This window comes from Luteimonas cucumeris (assembly GCF_007830035.1).
GTDB classification, from domain to species: Bacteria; Pseudomonadota; Gammaproteobacteria; order Xanthomonadales; family Xanthomonadaceae; genus Luteimonas_C; species Luteimonas_C cucumeris.
Genome location: NZ_VLKN01000004.1, coordinates 412,379 through 430,927, shown reverse-complemented (window position 1 = coordinate 430,927; position 18,549 = coordinate 412,379). Strand labels below are relative to the sequence as shown.

Genomic DNA, 18,549 nt, shown 5'->3' with positions numbered 1-18,549 from the left:
TCCGCCAGACTTGCCGGCCACGCCGGATCGGCCGGCAGCGCCCATCTCTGGCCATGCCCCCGTATTCCGGCCCACTCCTCATACTGCTGGTGGCTTATCTGCTGGGCTCGGTCTCAGGTGGAGTGGTCCTCGGCCGCCTGCGCGGGGTCGACATCCGCGATCAGGGTACCGGCTCGGCCGGGGGCAGCAACGCGCTGCGCACGCAGGGATTCGGCTTCGCCTTCGGCGTGGTGGTGATCGATGTCGGCAAGGGCGTGCTGGCGGCGTGGCTGGGGCACCGTTTCGGCTCGCCCGACGGGCCCTTCGACGTCGCCACCCTGGGATATGGCTGCGTGCTGGCGGCGATGGCCGGCCACGTCTGGCCTTGCTGGCATGGGTTCCGCGGCGGCAAGGGCACGGCCACGCTGGTCGGCGGACTGCTGGTGATGTGGCCGTGGGTGTTGCCGGGCATGCTCGCAGCCTGGCTGGTCACGCTGTTGCTCAGCGGTTACGTGGGGCTGGCGATGGTGGTCGCCGGAAGCTGTCTGCCGTTGTTCGCCGGGTTGAGCGGCGCGGGTCTGCCGCGGTGGCTGTTCGCGATCGCCGTCGCGTTGTTCCTGCTCTATACCCACCGCGGCAACCTGCAACGCATGGCCGCCGGCGGCGAGGCCCGCATGGAACGCGCACGCGTGCTGCATCGTATCTGGCGCGGAGGCCGGCGATGATCGATCGCGAACTGCTGGCACGGCTGATCGCCGGCCCGGTATCCGGCGATGCACTGGCGGAAGCCTCCGGACTGACCCGAGCGGCGATCTGGAAAAAGGTGCAGGCGCTGCGCGAAGCGGGCGTCGCGATCGACGCCCAGGCGGGTCGTGGCTATGCGCTGGCGCAGCCGCTGCAGTTGCTCGATGGCGGAGCGATCCTGGCGGCGATCGCGCCGGCGCAACGCGGCCGCATTGCCACCTTTGAAGTGGCGTGGAGCATCGATTCCAGCAATTCCGAACTGATGCGTCGCGACACGCCGGCGCAGGGCAGCGCGGTACTGCTCGCGGAACGCCAGACTGGCGGCCGCGGCCGTCGCGGCCGCACGTGGGCTTCGCCGCTGGCGGCCAACCTGTACCTGTCGCTGTCGCGCCATTTCAGCGGCGGTCTGGTCCGCCTTGGCGGATTGAGCCTGGTCGCCGGCGTTGCGATCGTCGATGCCCTGCATGCGCTGGGTCATCGCGACGTGCGACTGAAATGGCCGAACGACCTGATGGTCGGCACGCGCAAGCTCGGTGGCATCCTGGTCGAAGGTGGCGGCGAGCATGCCGGGCCGGTGCGAGCGGTGATCGGGCTCGGCCTCAACGTGCGCATGCCGCCGGCCAGCGCGCCGGCGATCGACCAGCCGTGGATCGACCTGGCCGCGCTCGACAATGCGGCGCCGCCGGCGTCGCGCAACGACCTGGCCGCGGCGATATTGACGCAACTGCTGCCGGCACTGGATCGCTTCGATGCCGAAGGCCTCGCGCCTTTCCTGCCGGCCTATGCCGCGCACGATGCGCTGGCCGGGCGCGAAGTGACAGTATTGATCGGCGACATCCGTCACGACGGCATCGCACAGGGCATCGCCGGCGATGGCGCGCTGCGGGTACGCTTGCGCGATGGCGAACGCACATTCCATTCCGGCGAGGTCAGCGTGAGGGCACGCGGATCCGCATCGCATGGCGAGCCCGGGCCATGACCGGTCGCTGGTTGTTCGATCTTGGCAATACGCGCCTGAAATTCGCACCCCTGCTCGCCGGTGGCGTACCTGGCGAGACAATGGCGATTGCGCACGACCAGGACGGTCTTGCGGCCGGATCCGGATTGCTGCCGCAGGGAGGCGCGACCGCCTACCTGGCCAGCGTCGCATCGGCGACAGTTACCGCGGCCTTGCAGCAGATGCTGGCGACGCGCTTCAGGCGTGTCGTCAGCGTACGTACACAGCCGGAGTTCGCCGGGGTGCGCATCGCCTATGCCGACCCGACCAGGCTCGGCGTGGACCGTTTCCTGGCACTGCTGGCCGCACACGCACGCGGCGATGGGCCCTGGCTGCTGGTCGGTGTCGGTACCGCCTTGACCATCGACCTGCTCGATCGCGATGGCCGCCACCACGGCGGCCGTATTGCGCCTTCGCCGGCACTGATGCGGACGGCGCTGCACCAGCGCGCGCGGCAGTTGCCGGAGGTCGGCGGGCGCTACGCGGAATTCGCCGACGACACGCAATCCGCACTCGCGTCCGGTTGCGAAGGCGCGGCGCTGGCGCTGGTCGAACGCAGCCAGGTCGAGGCTGCGCGCCTGCTCGGCAGCGCAGCCGGCCTGCTGCTGCATGGTGGCGGCGCGTCGGAACTCGCGGCCCGCCTGCCGCAGGCCGAGCTGGTCGCGCATCTCGTCCTGCAAGGACTGGCGTGCTGGGCGCACGCGGCATGCGACGAATAAGATGAGCGCTTCCATCCGTTCCGGACAGCCATGTTCGCGCGTGCCCTGATCGTCCTGCTGGTCGCCATCAACCTCGGCGTCGCGCTGTGGTGGATGCTGCGCCCCGAGCCTTCGCCGCCTTCCGTGGTCGAGCCGCTGCCCGGCGTGCCGCGCCTGCAGTTGCTGTCGGAGGCCAAGCCGCTCGCGACTCCTGCCGCAACGATCGCGCCTGCGGCGGCATCGGCGTCGTCAATACCGCCGCCGGTCAAGGCAGTCGCGGCCCAGTGCTTCAGCCTCGGTCCGTTCGCCACCGCCGAGGCATTGCGCGAGGCTCGCGCGCGTCTGCAATCGCAGGTCCGCAGCCTGCGTGTGCGCGACGATTCGACGGCAAAGCCGCGTGGTTACACCGTGCTGTTGCCGCCTTTCGCATCACGCGAGCTCGCGCAGGCCGCTGCGGACAAGATCAGGGCGGCCGGATTCAGCGACCTGCTGCTGATCAACACAGGAGATGACGCCAACGGAATCGCGCTGGGCCGCTATGGCTCGCTGGAATCGGCGCAACGTCGACAGGCGTCGCTGCAGGCGGCCGGTTTCGATGCACAGCTGCGGCCGATCGGCGTCCCGGCGCTGCCGGCCTGGCTCGACATCGAGGCCAGCGCGGGCGTCGACATCGCCCGCCTGCGCACCGAAACCGGTGCGACGCAGTCGCCGACGCGCGATTGCGCGAGCCCGCGCTGACGCCTCGCGCTAGAATAATGCGTCCCCTGCGGAAGGCCGGCCATTGCCGCCGGACTCGACAGGTCATGCCGGCATAGCTCAGTTGGTAGAGCAACCGCCTTGTAAGCGGTAGGTCCCCAGTTCGAACCCGGGTGCCGGCACCAATCTTTCCGGAGTACGCGATGCCTCGAATGCGCGAATCCGTGCTGGCGTTGTTGCTGCTGTCGTCATTTGCCGGCAGCGCGGCCGAGCGGGTCGCGCCGGCGCAACTGCAGGCCATGTTGCAGTCCAGGTCACCGGCACCGCTGGTGCTGGATGTGCGGAGCGAACAGGAATTCGCCGACGGCCACGTGCCACAGGCGGTGCTGATCCCGCACGACCAGCTGCAGGATCGGCTCGGCGAACTGGATCCTGCCCGCGGGATCGTGGTGTATTGCCGCACCGGGCGACGTTCGGCCATCGCCGAGGAAGTGCTGGTACGGAACGGTTTTCGCGTGCGGGAGCTCGAAGGCAACTGGCTGGGCTGGCAGGCCTCGGGCCTGCCGGTCGAAACCGCGACACCCACACCATTGCAAACCCCAGGGAAAACACCATGAGCCGCAGCTTTCCGCCGGTATCGCTGATCGGCGCACCGACCGATATCGGTGCCGGCCATCGCGGGTCGAGCATGGGGCCGGAAGCGCTGCGAATCGCCGGAATCGGAGATGCGTTGAGCGCGCGTGGCATCGAGGTGGTCGATCGCGGCGATGTAATCGGCCCACGCAATCCATGGCAGCCGCCGGTCGACGGCTATCGTCACCTCGACGAGGTCGTTGCCTGGAACCGTGCGGTGATGGAAGCGCTGGGCGCCGAATTCCGCGCCGGGCGCATGCCGATCCTGCTCGGTGGCGATCATTGCCTGGCGATCGGTTCGCTGAGCGCGGTCGCACGGCATTGCCGCGAAAGCGGCAGGAAGCTGCGCGTGCTGTGGCTGGACGCGCACTCGGACTTCAACACGCATGAGGTCACGCCGTCCGGCAACATCCATGGCATGCCGGTCGCGTGCGCCTGTGGGCTCGGGCCGGACGTGCTTACCGGTCTCGGCGGTCATGTCCCGGCGATGCGTCCCGACCAGATCCGGCAGATAGGAATACGCTCGGTCGACCCGCCGGAGAAGAAACTGATCCAGCAGCATGGGCTGGACGTCTACGACATGCGCTATATCGACGAAGTCGGCATGAAGCGCACCATGGAAGCCGCGCTCGATGGCGTCGACGAGGACACGCACCTGCACGTCAGCTTCGACGTCGATTTCCTCGATCCCAGCATCGCACCCGGGGTGGGCACCACCGTTCCGGGCGGACCGAACTATCGCGAAGCGCAGCTGGTGATGGAGATGATCGCCGACAGCGGCCGCATGGGTTCGCTCGACATCATGGAACTCAACCCCGCACTCGACAGCCACAACGCCACCGCGGAGCTGGCGGTCGACCTGGTCGAAAGCCTGTTCGGAAAGTCGACCCTGATGCGCGACTAAGGTGCCGGCGGCACTCGGGTGCGCTCGCCTGCCATGGTCCATTCACATCAGGTTTCGGCAGCGGCCGGGATAAGGCGTTCACTGCACACCGGCTTCACGGCCGGTTGCGGTTCCATAGGCGGCGAAGGGCTGCAGCCGCGGTCCGGACCCGAATGTTCCTACAGGAGGCCCCATGAAGCGTTTGATTGCCCTGATGTTGCTCGCCATGTTCTCGCTCGGCACGCTCAGTGCGTGCAACACGGTCAAGGGCGCCGGCCAGGACGTGAAGAAGGCGGGCGAGAAGATCGAAGATACCGCCAACGACACCGGCGGCACCGAGACGCCCTGATACAAAGTCAGGTGCGAACTGCAGAACACCACGGGCCGGAGCGATCCGGCCCGTTTTTTTCAGCCGATGAACGCGCGATCCTCGTTTCTCCATGCATTCATCCGCGCGTGAATGCCTCAGCGGATACAACTTCGCAACAACGCAATCTTGACCTCGCTTGAAGGCGGGCGCCGGCATTCTGGCTGCGCGGCAGGAATCCTTGCCGTGAGCAGAAGAAGGAAGAGCCATGAACAAAGACATCATTGCAGGCAAGTGGACCCAGCTCAAAGGCCAGGCCCAGGCCAAGTGGGGCGACCTTACCGACGACGTCTTCGATGTCGCCAGTGGTGACAGCAAGTATCTCGCCGGCAAGCTGCAGGAACAGTACGGCTGGGATCGCGATCGCGCAGAACGCGAAGTGCGTGATTTCGAGAGTACGTTGAACTGACGTGCCGTTGACCGCACGCGCAATTCTCCAGACATTTCCAGATCGGAGGCCGGCATTTCGCCGGCCTCTTCATGAGTGAACCGGTACGGGGTGCCGTCAGCCGCCGGGCGGATCGGCGACGAATGCGCCGGGGAAGGCGCGCGGCTCGTCCCTTCCCCAGTACGGCAGCGGTCGAGGCAGGATACCCATCGTCGCCAGGGCGACGGGATCGTCATAGCGCAGCTGCGTCACCTGCGCCGGACGTGAACTCGCGCGGACGAAGTCGGTGCCGGCCACCGGCGACCATTCGCGCGCACCGTGGCCGGTGCCAATCCGTTGTGGCGCGCTCTCGCGTCGCATCGACGATGCCGCTTCGGTTTCGGCAGCCATCGCGCGCGACGACTTCGCAGCTGGTGCACCGGAAGCATCTGCGGCCTCGTCACGGGCCTGCGGGTACGCACGCGGATACGGCGGGTCGTAATGGCGCGGTCGCGCTTCGCGGAATACAGCGATGCCGACCACGCCAACATTGTCCGGGCGGCCCGTGCGTGCCGCATAGCTGTCCGGCAGTTCAGTGAAGTAGAACTGGGCGACTTCATCCATCGACTTGCGCCAGCCGGATATTTCGGTGCTCTGCCAGGGCGCCAGCACATAACCGGCCTGCGATGGGTGCGCGGTACGGCCATCGACCGCATTGACGCCGTCCACCGACAGCACCACCAGCACGCGTTCGCCGCTGGTATTGGTCAGGCGCACCGTATAGCGATGGCCGGCTTCGCCCGGCACATAGCTGCGGCCGCGGTACGGGTACTCGGGCAGCCATTGGCCGGTGGTGCGATCGATGAGGTCGATGTCCACCAGCGAACGCGCCGACGCAGGCTGGCAGGCGGTGGCGGCGGCCACGATCAGGGCCGTGGTCAACAACAGTTTTCGAATCATGGCGGCGTCTCCAGTGGGGAAGCACGACTGCAAACGGGCCGGAATCGCAGATGGGGTTGGGCTTCTGCGTTTTTTTGGGAGTTGCAGGCGTTCGGGATGGCGGCAAAAAAGGTGGCGGCTGGAGGGGCGGGGCAGGGCAGCGGGTAAACTGGCGGCCATGAATGACTCCAATCCCAACGCATCCAGTCGCAGGACCCGCGTCCTCACCGGCATCACCACGTCCGGTACGCCCCATCTCGGCAACTACGTCGGCGCGATCCGGCCGGCGGTCGCGGTCAGCCAGCGTGCCGACGTGGAGAGCTTCTACTTTCTGGCCGATCTGCACAGCCTGATCAAGCTGCAGTCGCCCGAGCGCGTGCAGCGTTCGACGCTGGAAATCGCCGCGTCGTGGCTGGCAGCCGGGCTGGATCCGGGCAAGGTCTGGTTCTACCGACAGTCCGACATTCCCGAGATCGCGCAGCTGAACTGGCTGCTGACCTGCGTCGCCGGCAAGGGCATCCTCAATCGCGCCCATGCCTACAAGGCCGCGGTCGACAAGAACCGCGCCGACGGCGAGGACGACGATACGGCGATCACTGCCGGACTGTTCATGTACCCGGTGCTGATGGCGGCCGACATCCTGGTGTTCAATGCCGACAAGGTGCCGGTCGGGCGCGACCAGGTGCAGCACATCGAGATGGCGCGCGATTTCGGCCAGCGTTTCAATCATCTGTTCGGCGAATATTTCAACTTGCCGGAAGCGGTGATCGAGGAGCACGTCGCGACCTTGCCCGGCCTCGATGGCCGCAAGATGTCCAAGAGCTACGACAACGTGATTCCCCTGTCGGCTTCGCGCGAACAGTTGAAGAAACTGATCTTCTCGATCGTGACCGACTCCAGGGCGCCGGGCGAGGCCAAGGAAGTCGACGGCTCGCATGTGTTCCAGCTGTACCAGGCCTTCGCATCCAGCGGTGAAACCGACGCGATGCGCCAGGCGTTTGCCGATGGCATCGGCTGGGGTGATGCGAAGCAGCAGTTGTTCGAGCGCATCGATGCCGAAATCGCGCCGGTACGCGAGCGTTACCAGGCACTGATCGCGCATCCGCAACGCATCGAGGAACAGTTGCGCGATGGAGCACAACGGGTGCGTGCGGCTTATGCGACGCCGTTGCTGGAACGGTTGCGTGACGCGGTCGGTCTACGTGACCTGTCTCTGGTGACGCAGGCCATCGGCAAGGCGACGGCGACCCGGAACATCGCACCGCAGTTCAAGCAATACCGCGAGGCGGACGGCCGCTTCTATTTCAAGCTGGTGCATGGCGAACGCGTGCTGTTGCAGAGCATCGGCTTCGACTCGCCCAAGGATGCAGGCATGCGCATCGGCCGGCTGAAGAACGAAGGCGCGGCGATGCTCCACCACGTGGCAGGCGAGGGCGTGCACCTTGGCCAGGAACTGGTCGGCAAGCTGGCCGAGGATGCGACGATCGAGGAAATCCTAGCGGCACTGGCGACGCTGGCCGAGGCGGACGCCTGACATGAATCCGCTGGTCTCGCTCAATCTCGCATTGATCCTGTTCCTGCCGTGGCTGCTGATCCTTGGTGTGCTGTACTGGCTGTATCCGCGCCAGCCGCGCGATGGTCGCCGCCGCCTCTACGACAGCCTCGCGCTGGCGTCGTCGCTGGCGGCGTTCGTGCTGACCATGTGGTGGTCGCATGGCTACGCCGATCCGCGCTGGGGCGGCATGTGGAAGCAGGTCCTGGCCACGTCCGTCGCCTATGGCGCATTCCTGCTGGTGCTGGCCATCGCTTACGTCGCGCGTGCGCGCTGGTTGGCCCGCGGCTGAAGCGTCACGCGGGCAAAGCCGAAACCGCGCACTCCTCCACAGAAAGTGAATGCGTCTTCTGCGACTTTGCACTGGCACCCGACAGCAGTGCGGCCAGACTCCAGGGCATGAGCGCGTCAGCAGCCGAAATCAGTGCGGATGTCCATGAAAGCGAGCGTCTTGGGGCGCTCGACAGTTATGCCATCCTCGACAGCGGCCAGGAACAGGCGTTCGACGACATTGCGCAGTTGGCCTGTGCGATCTGTGATGTGCCTGTTTCCAGCGTGGCCCTGATCGACCGCGATCGTCAGTGGTTCAAGGCCAGCATCGGACTGGGCGTGCGCGAGACGCCGCGCAGCGAGGCGGTCTGCGATATCGCCATCCGCACGCCGAGGCAGCCGCTGGAAGTGCCGGACCTGGAACAGGATCCACGCACGCCGATGCGGCCGCTCGACGCGGCCGGCAAGCCACTGCGCTTCTATGCAGGCGTGCCGCTGCGCAGTCCCGATGGCTACGCCCTGGGCGTGGTGAGCGTGATGGACCACCAGCCGCGCGTGCTGACGCCGCAGCAGCGCGATGCGCTCGCCGCGCTGGCGCGCCAGACCCAGCACCTGCTCGAGCTGCGTCGGCACGTGCTGCACCAGAACCTGCTGCAGCAGCGCGCAGCCGACGCGGAGCGGCTGGAACATGCCAGTGTCGAGCTGCAGCGTCGCAACGAGGACCTGCAGCACGCCGCCACCCACGATCCGCTGACCGGCCTGCTCAATCGCACCGCGCTGGCGCAGCTGCGCCAGCGGCCTGACGAGATGCAGAAGCTCGAGGCGGCCAGCTACACGCTGGCGATGGTAGACATCGATTATTTCAAGCAGGTCAACGATCGCCACGGCCACCTGATCGGCGACGAGGTACTGCGCGCGGTGGCGGAAGTCATCGCTCGTTCGGTGCGACAGGACGACATCGCCGTGCGCTACGGCGGCGAGGAATTCCTGGTGGTGCTGATCGACACGCCGCTGTCGGCTGCCTACGTGGTGGCCGAACGCATCCGCCTGAACGTGATGCGCGCGCCGTTGCCGTTCCCGGTCAGCGTCTCGATCGGCGTCGCCGCCGGGGATCCGGCGCAGGACACGCCGGAACAGGTGTTCGAACGCGCCGACCAGGCGCTGTATCGGGCCAAGGCCGCTGGTCGCAACCGCGTCGCCGCGGACGACACGCCGCGCCTGTGATCGCCCGCGCGATCGGCGTACTCAGTCGTTCCAGGTGTTGAGGTGCGGGCCGAACGGATCGCGTTGCTTGCGCACCACGCAGAAGCGGTGGCCGCTGGGGGCTTCCATCACCCACCAGGTATGGCATTTGCCGATCCTGCGCGCGCCCAGCTTCTCCAGCCGATCGGCCTCGGCCTCGACGTCGTCGCTTTCGATGTCCAAGTGGATGCGACTGTCGTGGTCGACCTTCTGCAGCAACAGCATCGGCTCGTCGGCGGCGACCTGGAGTTCGGCGTACTTGCCGTCGCCATCCTGGTCGACGGCGGCGACGGGCTTGCCCAGCGCCTTGCTCCAGAACTCGACATGCGGGGCCAGGTCATCGACCTTGCAGTCGAGGACGAAGGTGGAGAGGCGGCTGCGGTGCGTCATGGCGATTCTCCGTGTCATCCGGGTGTCGTGTTTATGCATGCCGACTCTATCCCGAGTGCAGCGAGGGATCTGCTTTAACGAACGCACAAGCAGGATCCTCGCCGCGCTCGGGATGACATGCTTTTCCGATTCCCGATTCCCGATTCCCGATTCCCGATTCCCGGCCTTACTGCGGCAACGCCAGATCGTCCAGCATCGCCTTCAGGAAGCGGGCGGCCTCGCCGCCGGTGCAGGCGCGATGGTCGAAGGTCAGCGACAGTGGGATCACCTTGTGCGATTCGAAGCCGCCGATCACCGGAGTGATCTGGTGGCGGCCGCGGCCCGCCGCGACGATCGCCACCGTCGGCGGCACGATCACCGGCGTCGCGTAACGGCCGGCGAACATGCCGAAGTTGGACAGCGAGATCGTGTAGCCGCTGAGCTCCGATGCCGGGATGCTGCGATCCTCGACCTGCGACCGCAGGCGGTTGACCGCTTCGCGCACGCCGCGCGCGTCGAGCACGTCGGCATTGCGCAGCGCCGGCACGAACAGGCCGTCGTCGGTGTCGACCGCGATGCCGATGTCGACCTGCGGGTGCAGCGTGCGGGTCAGCTTGTCGCCGTCGAACCACGCATTGAGCGCCGGCACGGCCTTGGCGGCGGCGCAGATCGCGCGCACCAGGCGGCCGGTGACGTCGTTGCCCGGCGCCCAGGCGTGGATGTCGGCATCGTCGCTGAGCGTGGTCGGCACCACCTTGGCATGCGCATCGGCCATCACCCGTGCCATGTTGCGGCGCACGCCCTTGAGCTGTTCGGGCTGGCCGCTGACGCTGACCGACGGCGATTGGGTGCGCATCGGCTTGCCGGACGCGGACAGCGCGGTGCGCTGCGAGGCGTCGCGGCCCGGTGCGGCGACGGGAGCGGCCTGCGGCGCCGTACGTGCAACCGGTGCGGCGGCACCCGCCTTGGCGCTGCCGTCGGCGGCAGCGCGTTTCACGTCGTCCATCGTCACCACGCCGTCGGCACCGCTGCCGCGCACGCGCGACAGGTCGACGCCGAGCTTGCGCGCCTGCGCGCGCACCGCCGGCATCGCCTTGACACCGCCGACCGCGATCGCCTGTTCGCTGCGCACGGCGTCGGAGCTCTGCATCGCGCCGACCACAGTACCGCTGTCCTCGCGCTGGCTCTGGCCGGTTTCGCTGATCTCGCCGCCTTCGTCGGAAGCGATGACCTTGTCGCCGTCGCTCGGTGCCTGGCTGCCCGCGCCTTTCGGTGGGCCGTGGTGATGGCCGGTGTCCTGGCCTTCGGCGCGCTGCGGGAGGCTGGGATCGACTTCGAATTCGGCCAGCACGCTGCCGGTGACGATCACGTCGCCTTCGCCGCCGGCCAGCGTCAGCACCTTGCCGGACACCGGCGAAGGCACCTCGACCACCGCCTTGGCGGTTTCCATCGACACCAGTGGCTCGTCCAGCCTGATGGTGTCGCCGACCTTGACGAACCACTCGACGATGGTCGCGTCGGGCAGGCCTTCGCCGAGGTCAGGCAGCAGGAAGGGTTTCTTGTCGGCCATGTCGATCCTCTTCAATTCGGTCATTCAATGATTTCGATGGCGCGCGCCGGAATCCAGCCGCTCGCGCCGTGCGTGTTCTCGGCCCACCACCAGTCGGCCAGTTCGTAGTGCAGCGTCAGCAGTTCGCCGATGTCGGCGTCCAGTTCACGCGTGTCGTAATCCTGCTGGGCGGTGGCGTCGCCGCGTTCGCGATCGAACAGCGCCGACGGTATCCAGCCACCGAGTCCGTTGGCCAGCGTGGTCCAGACGAACTGCGGCCAGTCGCTGTCGCGCTCGCCCAGCGTCACCGCATCGCCGGGTGCGATCCGGATCGCGGGACGATCCGGCGCGCGGTGCTCGGCGATGACGCGGGCGCGTCGCATCAGCTCGCCGCGAGCGTCCGCTTCGCCGCCGCGACGATCTTGTCGACGCTGGGCAGGTATTTCATTTCGAGACGGAACAGCGGGATGTGCGTGTCGTAGCCGGTCACGCGCTGCACCGGTGCGACCAGGTCGTACATCGATTCCTCGGCCAGGCGCGCGGCGATCTCCGCGCCGAAGCCCGCCGTCTTCGGGGCTTCGTGCACGATCACGCAGCGTCCGGTCTTGCCGACCGATTCGGCGATCGTGGCGAAATCCAGTGGGCGCAGCGTCGCAACGTCGATCACTTCCGCGCTGATGCCTTCGCCGGCGAGCTTGTCGGCCGCTTCCAGCGCTTCCTTGACCTGCGCGCCCCACGTCACCAGCGTGACATCGCTGCCGTCGCGCAGCACGTAACACACGTCCAGCGGCAAGGCCTCGCCATCGTCGGCGACGATCTCCTTGTACTGGCGATAGATGCGCTTGGGTTCCATGAAGATGACCGGATCCGGGTCGCGGATCGCGGCCAGCAACAGGCCGTAGGCGCGCGCCGGCGACGATGGCATCACCACGCGCAGGCCCGGGACGTTGGTGAAGATCGCCTCGTTGGCTTCGGAGTGGTGCTCCGGCGCACGGATGCCACCGCCCCACGGCACGCGCAGCACCATCGGACAGCTCAGGCGGCCGCGCGTGCGGTAGCGCATGCGCGCGGCATGGCAGACGATGAAGTCGACCATCGGATACATGAAGCCGTCGAACTGCGCCTCGGCGACCGGCTTCATGCCCTGCGAGGCCATGCCGACCGTGAGGCCGGCAATGGTGGTCTCGTCCAGCGGCGTGTCGAGCACGCGTTCGGTGCCGAAGGTCTGCGACAGGCCGGCGGTGGCGCGAAACACGCCGCCGTTGACGCCGACGTCCTCGCCCAGCACGACGACGGCGTCGTCGTTGCGCATTTCGTAGGCCAGTGCCTGGGTGATGGCCTCGATCAGCGTGATCGCGGTCGGTGTGGAAGCCGCGGGCGCTGCATTGGGCTTGCCCGCTGCGGTCCGGATCGGTGCGGTGGCACTCATGCGCGCTGCTCCAGTGCAATGGCGGCCGCACGCTGCTCGAGCAGGTCCGGCGGCGGATCGGCGTAGAGGTAGTCGAACATCGCCTCGACCGGTTGCACGGGCGTTTCCAGATAGGCGTTGATCTCGATGTCGACCAGGCGGCCGCATTCTTCCAGCCAGGCCTTTTCCTGCGCCTCGTCCCACAGTTTCTCGGCGGTGATGAAGGTGCGCAGGCGGGTCATCGGTTCGCGCGTCCAAGCGGCCTTGACCTCGTCCTCGCCGCGGTAGCGGCGCGCGTCGTCGGCGGTAGTGTGGTCGTGCAGGCGATACGTCATGAACTCGATCACGCTGCCGCCTTCGCCGTTGTGCGCGCGCTCGGTAGCGCGGCGCATGCCTTCGAGCACCGCGATCAGGTCGTTGCCGTCGACCTGCAGGCAATGCAGTCCGCCGGCCAGGCCTTTCTGCGCCAGCGTCTTGGCACCGGTCTGCGCCGAACGCGGCACCGAGATCGCCCAGCCGTTATTGATCACGCACAGCACCAGCGGCAGCGTGTAGGCGCCGGCGGAATTCAGCGCGGCGTAGAAGTCGGTCTTCGACGAGCCGCCGTCGCCGCAGCACGACACCGCGATCCGGTCCTGCTTGCGCAGCTTGAACGACAGCGCGGCGCCGGCGGCCATCAGGCACTGCGTGGCGATCGGCACGCACCACGGATAGTCGTTCTTCGGACCGGCGAAATCGTTGCCGCGCTCGTCGCCGCCCCAGTACATCAGCACTTCGCGCGGCCTCACGCCGCGCATAAACTGCGCGCCGTACTCACGGTAGCTCGGTGCGAATACGTCCTCCGGCTGCATCGATGCGCCGATGCCGACGTGCGTGGCCTCATGGCCCAGGCAGGAGGCATAGGTGCCGAGCTTGCCGGTGCGCTGCAGCGCGATCGACTTGCTGTCGAAGGTACGCACGAACAACATCTGCTTGAACAGCGGCAGCAACGCCTTGGCGTCGGTCACGGCCGGCGGCAGCTTGCCGACCAGCTTGCCGTCTGGACCGAGGTATTGCAGGTATTCGATTTCGAATTGCGCGGCGAGGGTCATCGCGGACTCGTATGCGGTGAAACCCGCATGATAACCGCTGCGCCGTTAAGGACCGTTGCGCGTTGCGGCAGGGTGGCGGGCAGCGGCGCACCGGGGCCGCCCGCGCGAACGCCGTGATGAAACGTGGGGACGCATACGCCGTTGTATGGGTGACTTGTTGCACTGGAATGGCGCATCCGCACCCGGCCGTCAAACGCCGGCGCTGCGTTGGTTCGTGGCTACGACTGCTTTTCGCGAACGTGCGCATGACGCCTGCACCAATGCAATCAGTTACCCTTGCAGCCGCACTGCAGCAGGATGGTTCCCGTTCCGGCATGAACATCGAAGACAACCAGCGCCCCCTGGAAACCGGCATCCACACCGAACTGTCCGGGCGGCTGACCTATGGCGGTTACCTGCGCCTGGACCAGTTGTTGTCGGCACAACAGCCGGTGACGGATCCGCCGCATCATGACGAACTGCTGTTCATCGTCCAGCACCAGGTCGCCGAGCTGTGGATCAAGCTGATGGTGCACGAGTTGCGCGCGGCGGTAGTGCACCTGCGCGCGGACCGGCTGGACCGTTGCCAGAAGATATTTTCGCGCTGCAAGCAGGTGCTGCGCCAGCTGACTGAGATGTGGGCAGTGCTGGAGACGCTGACGCCCTCCGAATACATGGAGTTCCGCGAACTGCTCGGTCCTTCATCCGGCTTCCAGTCCGTCCAGTACCGCACCATGGAATTCCTGCTCGGCAACAAGAATGCCGAGATGCTGAAGGTGTTCGCACACGACGATGCCGCCACGCGGGTGCTGCGCGAGGCGCTGGAATCGCCGAGCCTGTACGACGAGACGTTGCGTTTCCTGGCGCGTCGCGGGCATGCGATTCCAGCCGAGTTGCTGGAGCGCGACTGGTCGAAACCGCATGTGTCCGATCCGCGCCTGCTGCCGGTGTTCGAGCGCATCTACGAGGACACGCGCACGCACTGGGAGGCCTACCACCTGTGCGAGGACCTGGTCGACCTGGAATCCCAGTTCCAGCTGTGGCGCTTCCGGCACATGCGCACGGTGATGCGCATCATCGGTTTCAAGCGCGGCACCGGCGGTTCCTCGGGGGTGGGCTTCCTGCGGCAGGCACTGGAACTGACCTTTTTCCCCGAGCTGTTCGAAGTACGCACCCTGATCGGTGCCGCCGACCCACGCCCCGGCTATTGAATCGCTGTTCGTGCCCAGTGCCATGCGCCGGGTCACAGCGGCACAGCGCGCAAACGTTGCTGCAAAGCAGCATGGCCAAATTTTAGCCATCCGGTTTGACGCGGCCGGCATCGGTCGGTAATGCTCGCGCGTCCCGTGCCTCCGTGCGGGCTCGGAATCCGCGAACACAGGGGCCGCCATGAGCGTCGACAGCATCACGCCTAAACCAGAATCCATCCCGTCGCAGCCACCGGAATTCGCCCAGGTGATGGGCCACCCGCGTCCGCTGTGGATGCTGTTCATGACCGAATTCTGGGAACGCTTCGCGTTCTACGGCATCCGCTGGGCGCTGGTGCTGTACATCGTGGCGCAGTTCCATGGCGGCGACGCCAGCGGCGAGGCGCCGGCCAACCGCACCTATGGCGCCTACCTGGCGCTGGTCTATGCGGCCGCGATCTTCGGTGGCTACATCGCCGACCGCGTGCTCGGTTACCAGCGATCGATCCTGCTGGGCGCGGCGATCATGTCCGCCGGCCTGTTCATGATCGCGGTGCCCGATCCGCGCATCTTCGAGTTCGGTCTGGCCACGATCATCGTCGGCAACGGCCTGTTCAAGCCCAACATCTCCACGATGGTCGGCAAGCTGTATGGCGTGGCCGACGGCCGTCGCGATGCCGGCTTCACCATCTTCTACATGGGCATCAACTCCGGCGCCTTCCTTGCGCCGATCCTGACCGGCATCCTCGCCAACCGCGTGTTCGGCACCGAACTGATGCCCGAATACAAGTACGTGTTCATCGCGTCGGGCATCGGCATGCTGATCAGCCTGGTCTGGTTCTGGTTCGGTCGCAGCGAACTGAAGGGCATCGGCCTGCCGCCGCAGGGAGGCACCAGTTCCGCAAGGGTGATGTACGTGATGGTCGGCGCGATCGTCGCGATCCCGCTGGTGTATTTCCTGCTCGCCAAGCTCGGCGCCACCGCGCTGGCCTGGGTGCTGCTGGTGATGTTCATTGCGCTATGCCTGATGCTGATGGTGGAAGGCATCCGCGAAGGCAAGGTCCAGCGCGACAAGGTGATCGCGATGCTGATCATCTTCGCGTTCAACGTGCTGTTCTGGATGTTCTTCGAACAGGCCGGCAGTTCCTTCACCTTCCTGGCCGACAAGATCGTCGACCGCGACCTCGGCGCCGCAGGCGGCTTCATCTTCCCCAATGCCTGGTTCCAGTCGGTGAATTCGATCGCGATCATCGCGCTGGCGCCGATCGTGGCGGTGATCTGGGTCTGGATGGGACGGCGCAACATCGAGCCTTCGATCCCGCGCAAGTTCGGTCTGGGCCTGATCTTCAATGGCCTGGCGTTCCTGCTGCTGATGTTCGCGTTGTCGAGCCTGGTCAGCGACGCCGGCAAGATCCCGTTCTGGACCTTGTTCATGGTCTACGTGATCCAGTCGGTCGGCGAGTTGTGCCTGTCGCCGATCGGCCTGTCGATGGTGACCAAGCTGGCGCCGATGCGCCTGGTCGGTTTCGGCATGGGCGGCTGGTTCCTGTCGACCGGCATCGGCAACAACCTGTCGGGCATCTTTGCCGGCATCGTCAGCGGCGAGACCGGCATGACCACGGACTCGGCGCTGAGCGGCTATACCTTCGGCTTCTGGGCGCTGCTCGGCGCGGGCGTGCTGCTGTTCCTGATCGCGCCGCTGATCCAGAAGCTGATGCACGGCGTGAAGTGACGATCCGGCCCGCGCCGGCTCCGCCGGCGCGGCTTTGCCGGATCGTCATCCCGAACGCAGTGAGGGATCTGCTGTCGATCCCCTCGCGAGCGAACAAGCAGATCCCTCGCGATGCTCGATGACAGTCTTGGGATTCAGCCAGCCGTTTCCGCCTCGACGCGGAATTCCAGTTCGTCCAGCCGATCGATCAGGCGGAACAGCAGCTTGCGTTCGGCCTCGCTGAGGTCGCCGAGCAGGCGGCGCTCGAATTCCAGCGCCAGCGGCGCGACTTCGTCGTAGATCCGGTAACCGGACTCGGACAGGCGCAGCACCGAGCGGCGACGGTCGTCATCGTGGGTGTCGCGCTGCAGGCGTCCGGCCTCGATCAGGCGCGCGACCGCGCGGCTGACGGCGACCTTGTCCATCGCGGTGCGCTGCGCGACCTCGTTGGCCGACAGGTCCGGATAGCGCCCGAGCACCGCCATCACCCGCCATTCGGTGACGCCCAGCGCGAAGCGCTCGGTGTAGATGCGGGCGATCATGCCGCTGACCCGGTTCGACAGGACCGACAGGCGATAGGGCAGGAAGCTTTCCAGCTCCAGCACCGCGTGCGGTTCGGTCGCGTGCGGCGACGAGGCGTTTCCGGGATGTGAGTTCGAGGCAGGCATGGCCGGCATTGTTGCACTGCGCCTTGCAAATGGTTTCATATGAAACTATAACGTTCGCATCGTACTGGCAAGCCGCGCCGCAACACGCAGGAGACCCCATGAACGCGCAACCGCAATCCGCCGCCGCCCCGCTCAACCTCGGCATGCAGGTCACCACCTTCGAGAACCCGATGGGCATCGACGGTTTCGAGTTCGTCGAATTCGCCGCGCCGCAGGGCCAGGGTGAACTGCTGCACGACTACTTCCGCAAGATGGGCTTCATCGCGGTCATGCATCACAAGTCGCGGCCGATCACCCTGTACCGCCAGGGCGGCGTGAACTTCCTGGTCAACGAGGATCCGGATTCGTTCGCGGCGGATTTCGCCAAGGCACACGGCCCCTGCGCCTGCGGCTTCGCGATCCGCTTCAGGAAGCCCGGCCAGGAAGTGCTGAAGACCGTGCTGGGCAACGGCGGCGAGGCGATCGACCACAAGCCCGACAGCCGCGCCGTCGATGCGCCGGTGGTGAAGGGCATCGGTGACTGCATGCTGTACCTGGTCGACCGCTATGGCGACAAGGGCAGCATGTACGACGACTACCTGCCGGTGCAGGGTGCCGATCAGAATCCGCGCGGGTTCGGGCTGACCTTCATCGACCACCTGACCCACAACCTCTACTTCGGCAACATGCAGAAGTGGTCGGATTATTACGAGCGGCTGTTCAACTTCCGCGAGATCCGCTACTTCGACATCAAGGGCGCCAAGACCGGGCTGGTGTCCAAGGCGATGACCGCGCCGGACGGCATCGTCCGCATCCCGCTCAACGAGTCGAACGACCCGAAGTCGCAGATCAACGAATACCTCGACGCCTACAAGGGCGAGGGCATCCAGCACATCGCCTGCTTTACCGACGACATCTACGCAACGGTGGAAGCGATGCGCGACCAGGGCGTCGAGTTCCTCGACACGCCGGACACCTATTTCGACGTGATCGACCAGCGCGTGCCCAACCACGGCGAGGACGTGCCGCGCCTGGCGCGCAACAAGATCCTGATCGACGCCGATCCGGAAACGCACCAGCGCAAGCTGCTGCAGATCTTCACCCAGAACGCGATCGGCCCGATCTTCTTCGAGATCATCCAGCGCAAGGGCAACGAAGGTTTCGGCGAAGGCAACTTCCAGGCTCTGTTCGAAAGCATCGAACGCGACCAGATCAAGCGCGGCGTGCTGTAGGCGGAGTGC

Annotated in this window: 21 protein-coding genes and 1 tRNA gene; 15 read left to right on the top strand and 7 right to left on the bottom strand. The window is 66.4% G+C overall.

Annotated features, from left to right (window positions below):
• The first annotated feature begins 53 nt into the window (after positions 1-53).
• The 9 genes from IP90_RS10755 (at position 54) to IP90_RS10715 (ending at position 5,406) form a co-directional block, all read left to right on the top strand.
• Positions 54-704, top strand: coding sequence for a glycerol-3-phosphate acyltransferase (locus IP90_RS10755; RefSeq protein WP_144899621.1), 651 nt, complete (start codon positions 54-56; stop codon positions 702-704).
• Positions 701-1,702 (top strand): bifunctional biotin--[acetyl-CoA-carboxylase] ligase/biotin operon repressor BirA, encoded by a 1,002-nt coding sequence (gene birA / locus IP90_RS10750; protein WP_144899620.1) that lies wholly within the window; start codon positions 701-703, stop codon positions 1,700-1,702. Before IP90_RS10755 ends, birA begins: the two co-directional genes overlap by 4 nt.
• Positions 1,699-2,439, top strand: coding sequence for a type III pantothenate kinase (locus IP90_RS10745; protein WP_144899619.1), 741 nt, complete (start codon positions 1,699-1,701; stop codon positions 2,437-2,439). Before birA ends, IP90_RS10745 begins: the two co-directional genes overlap by 4 nt.
• A gap of 30 nt (positions 2,440-2,469) precedes the next feature.
• Positions 2,470-3,156: an SPOR domain-containing protein gene (locus IP90_RS10740; RefSeq protein ID WP_144899618.1), complete on the top strand. Its 687-nt coding sequence runs from the start codon at positions 2,470-2,472 to the stop codon at positions 3,154-3,156.
• 67 nt (positions 3,157-3,223) lie between these two features.
• Positions 3,224-3,299 (top strand) — tRNA-Thr (locus IP90_RS10735).
• Between the two features lie 18 nt (positions 3,300-3,317).
• The gene (locus IP90_RS10730) at positions 3,318-3,731 is read left to right on the top strand and encodes a rhodanese-like domain-containing protein (protein WP_144899617.1); all 414 of its coding nucleotides are present in this window, start codon (positions 3,318-3,320) and stop codon (positions 3,729-3,731) included.
• On the top strand, positions 3,728-4,651 hold the full coding sequence (gene rocF / locus IP90_RS10725; RefSeq protein ID WP_144899616.1) for an arginase: 924 nt from the start codon (positions 3,728-3,730) through the stop codon (positions 4,649-4,651). Before IP90_RS10730 ends, rocF begins: the two co-directional genes overlap by 4 nt.
• 172 nt (positions 4,652-4,823) lie before the next feature.
• Positions 4,824-4,979 carry an entericidin A/B family lipoprotein gene (locus tag IP90_RS10720; protein ID WP_144899615.1) on the top strand — a complete coding sequence of 52 codons (156 nt, stop codon included), beginning with the start codon at positions 4,824-4,826 and terminating at the stop codon, positions 4,977-4,979.
• 226 nt (positions 4,980-5,205) lie between these two features.
• Positions 5,206-5,406, top strand: coding sequence for a CsbD family protein (locus IP90_RS10715; protein ID WP_144899614.1), 201 nt, complete (start codon positions 5,206-5,208; stop codon positions 5,404-5,406).
• A 96-nt stretch (positions 5,407-5,502) separates the two neighbouring features.
• Here IP90_RS10715 and IP90_RS10710 read toward each other — a convergent pair whose 3' ends face one another.
• A complete protein-coding gene (locus IP90_RS10710; protein WP_144899613.1) occupies positions 5,503-6,324 on the bottom strand; it encodes a hypothetical protein in 822 nt (273 codons plus the stop codon).
• Positions 6,325-6,481: 157 nt separating this feature from the next.
• Here IP90_RS10710 and IP90_RS10705 point away from each other — a divergent pair, with 157 nt between their 5' ends.
• The 3 genes from IP90_RS10705 (at position 6,482) to IP90_RS10695 (ending at position 9,349) form a co-directional block, all read left to right on the top strand.
• The gene (locus IP90_RS10705) at positions 6,482-7,837 is read left to right on the top strand and encodes a tryptophan--tRNA ligase (RefSeq protein WP_144899612.1); all 1,356 of its coding nucleotides are present in this window, start codon (positions 6,482-6,484) and stop codon (positions 7,835-7,837) included.
• 1 nt (position 7,838) lies between these two features.
• Positions 7,839-8,147 carry a hypothetical protein gene (locus tag IP90_RS10700; RefSeq protein WP_144899611.1) on the top strand — a complete coding sequence of 103 codons (309 nt, stop codon included), beginning with the start codon at positions 7,839-7,841 and terminating at the stop codon, positions 8,145-8,147.
• Positions 8,148-8,254: 107 nt separating this feature from the next.
• Positions 8,255-9,349: a sensor domain-containing diguanylate cyclase gene (locus IP90_RS10695; protein WP_144899610.1), complete on the top strand. Its 1,095-nt coding sequence runs from the start codon at positions 8,255-8,257 to the stop codon at positions 9,347-9,349.
• Positions 9,350-9,370: 21 nt separating this feature from the next.
• Here the strand turns inward: IP90_RS10695 and IP90_RS10690 are convergent, their stop codons facing one another.
• The 5 genes from IP90_RS10690 to pdhA form a co-directional block, all read right to left on the bottom strand.
• Entirely contained in the window at positions 9,371-9,757 is a 387-nt protein-coding gene (locus IP90_RS10690) for a VOC family protein (RefSeq protein ID WP_144899609.1), read from the bottom strand.
• A gap of 166 nt (positions 9,758-9,923) precedes the next feature.
• On the bottom strand, positions 9,924-11,306 hold the full coding sequence (locus IP90_RS10685; RefSeq protein ID WP_144899676.1) for a dihydrolipoamide acetyltransferase family protein: 1,383 nt from the start codon (positions 11,304-11,306) through the stop codon (positions 9,924-9,926).
• A gap of 20 nt (positions 11,307-11,326) precedes the next feature.
• Complete coding sequence (locus tag IP90_RS10680; protein WP_144899608.1) at positions 11,327-11,668, bottom strand: SH3 domain-containing protein; 342 nt, start codon at positions 11,666-11,668, stop codon at positions 11,327-11,329.
• Complete coding sequence (locus IP90_RS10675) at positions 11,668-12,714, bottom strand: alpha-ketoacid dehydrogenase subunit beta (RefSeq protein ID WP_144899607.1); 1,047 nt, start codon at positions 12,712-12,714, stop codon at positions 11,668-11,670. Before IP90_RS10675 ends, IP90_RS10680 begins: the two co-directional genes overlap by 1 nt.
• Positions 12,711-13,784: a pyruvate dehydrogenase (acetyl-transferring) E1 component subunit alpha gene (pdhA, locus tag IP90_RS10670; protein WP_144899606.1), complete on the bottom strand. Its 1,074-nt coding sequence runs from the start codon at positions 13,782-13,784 to the stop codon at positions 12,711-12,713. Before pdhA ends, IP90_RS10675 begins: the two co-directional genes overlap by 4 nt.
• A 314-nt stretch (positions 13,785-14,098) precedes the next feature.
• Here pdhA and IP90_RS10665 point away from each other — a divergent pair, with 314 nt between their 5' ends.
• Entirely contained in the window at positions 14,099-14,974 is an 876-nt protein-coding gene (locus IP90_RS10665) for a tryptophan 2,3-dioxygenase (protein ID WP_144899675.1), read from the top strand.
• Between the two features lie 178 nt (positions 14,975-15,152).
• Complete coding sequence (locus IP90_RS10660) at positions 15,153-16,682, top strand: peptide MFS transporter (protein ID WP_144899605.1); 1,530 nt, start codon at positions 15,153-15,155, stop codon at positions 16,680-16,682.
• A 134-nt stretch (positions 16,683-16,816) separates the two neighbouring features.
• Here IP90_RS10660 and IP90_RS10655 read toward each other — a convergent pair whose 3' ends face one another.
• Entirely contained in the window at positions 16,817-17,329 is a 513-nt protein-coding gene (locus IP90_RS10655; RefSeq protein WP_144899604.1) for a MarR family winged helix-turn-helix transcriptional regulator, read from the bottom strand.
• 98 nt (positions 17,330-17,427) lie between these two features.
• Between IP90_RS10655 and hppD the strand changes: the two genes are divergently transcribed.
• Positions 17,428-18,540, top strand: coding sequence for a 4-hydroxyphenylpyruvate dioxygenase (gene hppD, locus IP90_RS10650; RefSeq protein ID WP_144899603.1), 1,113 nt, complete (start codon positions 17,428-17,430; stop codon positions 18,538-18,540).
• Positions 18,541-18,549 lie beyond the last annotated feature (9 nt).